Source organism: Haloferax sp. s1 (genome assembly GCF_058382125.1).
Genome location: NZ_JBZRPK010000355.1, coordinates 1 through 3,471, shown reverse-complemented (window position 1 = coordinate 3,471; position 3,471 = coordinate 1). Strand labels below are relative to the sequence as shown.

2 protein-coding genes and 2 pseudogenes are annotated in these 3,471 nt (G+C 64.6%); 2 read left to right on the top strand and 2 right to left on the bottom strand.

All coding sequences use genetic code 11. From position 1 onward, the window contains the following. Both QT222_RS04295 and QT222_RS04290 read left to right on the top strand, forming a co-directional pair. Positions 1–305: pseudogene (locus tag QT222_RS04295) on the top strand (mechanosensitive ion channel family protein); the annotation flags it as partial. 85 nt (positions 306–390) lie between these two features. After that, complete coding sequence (locus QT222_RS04290; RefSeq protein WP_004572439.1) at positions 391–528, top strand: hypothetical protein; 138 nt, start codon at positions 391–393, stop codon at positions 526–528. 90 nt (positions 529–618) lie between these two features. Here the strand turns inward: QT222_RS04290 and QT222_RS04285 are convergent, their stop codons facing one another. After that, complete coding sequence (locus tag QT222_RS04285; RefSeq protein ID WP_491476418.1) at positions 619–3,075, bottom strand: DUF5059 domain-containing protein; 2,457 nt, start codon at positions 3,073–3,075, stop codon at positions 619–621. A gap of 204 nt (positions 3,076–3,279) precedes the next feature. After that, positions 3,280–3,471: pseudogene (locus tag QT222_RS04280) on the bottom strand (xanthine permease); the annotation flags it as partial.

The following is a 3,471-nucleotide window of genomic DNA, read 5'->3' as shown; positions in this document are numbered from 1 at the left end:
GGTTCGGCCCGGACGCGCTGGAGTACGAACTCGTCTGTTGGGTCAACAGCCCGCTCAAGCGAGGGAAGGCGACGCACAACCTCAACCGCGAGATATACACCCGGCTGAACGCCGCAGACATCGGGATTCCGTACCCCCAGCGCGACGTACACGTTCACTCCGTAGAGTCTGAGACTCCCGCTCGCAACCCCGAGCAATCGCCGATGACCGAGTTGTCGAACGGCGGTGACCGACGGTCGCGAGCGCCGACGGAGTTCGGCGACGAGGACGCCACATCTGCTGACGAATCACTCGACGACGAGTGACGGTCCAGAAAATCGGTCGCGCGGGTGTAAGAATCGACAGACGCGACGCCGAGGAAATTAACTCCGACGAGACCATCTGTCGGGTATGCTCCAACTTGGGCCGATAGACGGACTTATCGAGGTGTTCGGCCCGTTCGCAATTCCCATTCTCCTGTTCGTTGCTGGGTTCGTGGGATACCTCGTCCTCGTCGCCCTCGGACGGACCGGATGGGGCGGTGACTGACCAGAAACCGCCCGCCGGTGCCGCGATGGCGACCCACTATCGCGTCAATGGAGTCCTACGAGGGGATTTTCACCCCGATTTCTGCGTATCTTACTCTTCGACGACGATGGTACCCGTCATACCCGCGGCCTCGTGCGGGATGCAGAGGTACTGGTGCTCGCCCGCCGTCTCGAAGGTGTGCGTGTAGGACTGTCCGGACTGCACCGCACCCTTTCCTTCTTCCCAGCCAGCCTCGGCGGCTTCCTGCGACTCGAATCCGCCGGAGGCCCAGTATGCTGCGCCCTCGGGGATTTTGTCGCCGTAGGCGGTCACGGTGTGTGCCTCGCCAGCGGCGTATTCGAATGCGACCGTGTCGCCGACTGTCACCGTCAGTTCGGCGGGTTCGAACGCGACGGCGGTCATCTCAACCACGTGGTCTGCGTCCTCGGGGACGCCCTCGACGACGTTCGGGCCGCCGGTGTACTCGGTTTCTCCGTCACCGTGGCTGTGGTTGTGGTTTGAGTGGTCGAGGGGTGCCTTGTCGATGGCACCGACGACTGCGAACTGGGCGCGGGCGGTCGCCGTCACGTAGCCTTCTGCGGCGGGGTCGACTTCGCTTCCGTCTTCGACCGCGCCGACGTAGGTCGAAAGCGCATTCTCGACGCGTTCGTAGGCGTCGTGGTCGGCGTGTTCGAGCGATTCGTGGACGCGAGCGCCCTCGAAGGTCTGGAAGACGCCGCTCATGCGCTCGGATGCGGCGGCCGCGAGACCCGCGTCGGCGGCGGCGGTTGCGGCGACGGCGTACATCGAATCGACCGCCTTCTGGCCGTAGGTCTTGGCCGCGCCGTAGGTGTCTCCGTCTTCTTCGGCCGCGGTTCGGACGCCGCCGCGCGCGCCTTCGAACGACTCGTACAGGTCGTGGTCGGCGTGTTCGAGCGCTTCGTGGTAGCCGCCTGCGCCTTCCTCGAAGAAGCCGAACGTGGACTTGACGACTGCTGCTGCGCGGTCGGCCGCACCGACCTCTGCGAGTGCTGCGGCATCGAAGCCGCGGGCACCGAAGAACGCGGCCTCGGCGGCCGACACTTCTGCGGTCGTTCCAACGGCCGTCTCGAACTCGAAGAGCGCGTCCAGCGCTCCCTCGGCGTGGGTCGTCGCAGTGTCGGCCTCTCCGGCCTTCGCGGCGTCGACGAGTCCGGCAAGGTGTTCCTCTTCGAAGCGGTGGTAGAGGTCTTCGGACTCGTGTTCGACGGCCTCGTGGAGGTTCGCTTCGTTCTCCTCGAAGCGGGCGAAGAGCGATTCGGCGACGGAGGCGGCGCGGTCCGTCTCGCCGACGGCGACGAGTTCGCGGGCGTCGCCGAGGCGGGCGCGGAAGAACGCCGCTTCGAGCATCGTTGCCGATTCGCCGCCGACGAGCGCCGAGATTCCTGCGAGGAGGTTCTCGTCGACCGTCGCGAGCGCGTCTTCGGTCGCTTTGGTGTCGCCTGACTGGGCAGCTTCCTTCAGCGATTCGAGACCGCCTTCGAAGCCTTCGTAGGCGTCGTGGTCGGCTTCTTCGAGCGCTTCGTGAGCGCGTGCGCCCTCGAAGTGCGCGAAGATATCACCGGCGAGCGTGGCGGCGAAGTCGGTCTTGCCCTGTGCAACCAGTCGCGTCACGTCCGCTGCGCGGGCACGGTACAGCGTGAGCGCAGAGGCGTGAGCGTAGTCGTCGCCGGGACCGCCGAGACCGGCGAGGACTTCGGCGTCGAATCCGACCGACTGCATGAGTGCGAGGTGCCCCGCACCTGCAACGGATTCTGGGACAAGCTCGTAACTCGCCTCGACTGTTGCGTCCGCCGCGGAGCGGGCGGACGAGGCGATGCTGTCGGCGTCGCCAGCATCGGCCGCGCCTTCGATGCCAGCCTCGAACGTTTCGTAGAGTTCGCCCGACGCGTCTTCGAGGACCGAGTGTTCCGGTGCCTCCTCGAACGACTCGTAGATTTCGTGAGCGAGTTCTGCCGCTGCCTCGACTTCGCCGGCGGCCGCGAGCATCTCGACGTCCCGTGCGCGAGCGCCGAAGAGAAGGACGCCCATCGCGTCGACGACGGCCGAGTCGACACGGCCGCGCTGGGCCGCGAGCAGGTTGTCCGAAGCCTGCACTGCGAGGTCGACGCCGGAGTCGGCGTTACCCTTCGAGAACGCGTCCTTCGCGCCGCCGAGGTGCTCTTCGAACGTTTCGTAGTTCTCCTCGTTCGTTTTCTCCAACTGCTCGTGAGTGCCCCACTCGCTGGAGGCCTGTTCGAACCGAGCGAACACGTCCTCCGCAACACGGGCAGCCGTCCCCAGCCGTCCTGCGCTGGCGAGGGCGATGGTGTCGTACAGTCGTGCACGCATCACGTTCCACTCGGCCGCGACGGCGACCGTTGCGTCGACGGTCACCGAAGCGTCCGCCTCGGTCGCTGTTCCCGTCTCCGTCGATTCGTTCCCAGTTGACGTCGAAGCGTCTTCTGACGGTCCGCTACATCCAGCGAGACCGGCCGACGCAACCGCCAGACCCGTCGTCTTCAACAGACTCCGTCGGGAGTAGTTCATACGTTTAGGCTCGCCTAATCTAATAAAAGGACTTCGATTTTTAGGGAACCCTAAATCGTGTCACTCAGCGGTAATGCGGTTCACTACCTGTATTTTTGGGGTCTCTAAATAGTGGTAAGACCATCGATTAATCGACGAGGATATCAGTCGGTGCCGCGTCTCCTGTCGCCCCGACGTGGAAAAAGTCTATATCGAACCGACAGCTCAGTCCGCGGTCGCCGGTTCGTCGCCCCGAAGTCGGTCGATAGCCGATTCGAACTCGCTGTCGTCTTCGACGGTGTCTTCCCACTCTTCGAGGCCGCGTTCGACGCGGGTTCCCTCGATGGTGTTGTCGAAGAAAAACGCAAACAGCCCGCGGACGGCAATGCCGGTCGAGCCGATGACGAAGATGGTGTC

Coding starts and splice junctions, on each gene's coding strand:
- QT222_RS04285 (WP_491476418.1), bottom strand. CDS start 3,075: ATGAACTACTCCCGACGGAGTCTGTTGAAGACGACGGGTCTGGCGGTT.
- QT222_RS04290 (WP_004572439.1), top strand. CDS start 391: ATGCTCCAACTTGGGCCGATAGACGGACTTATCGAGGTGTTCGGCCCG.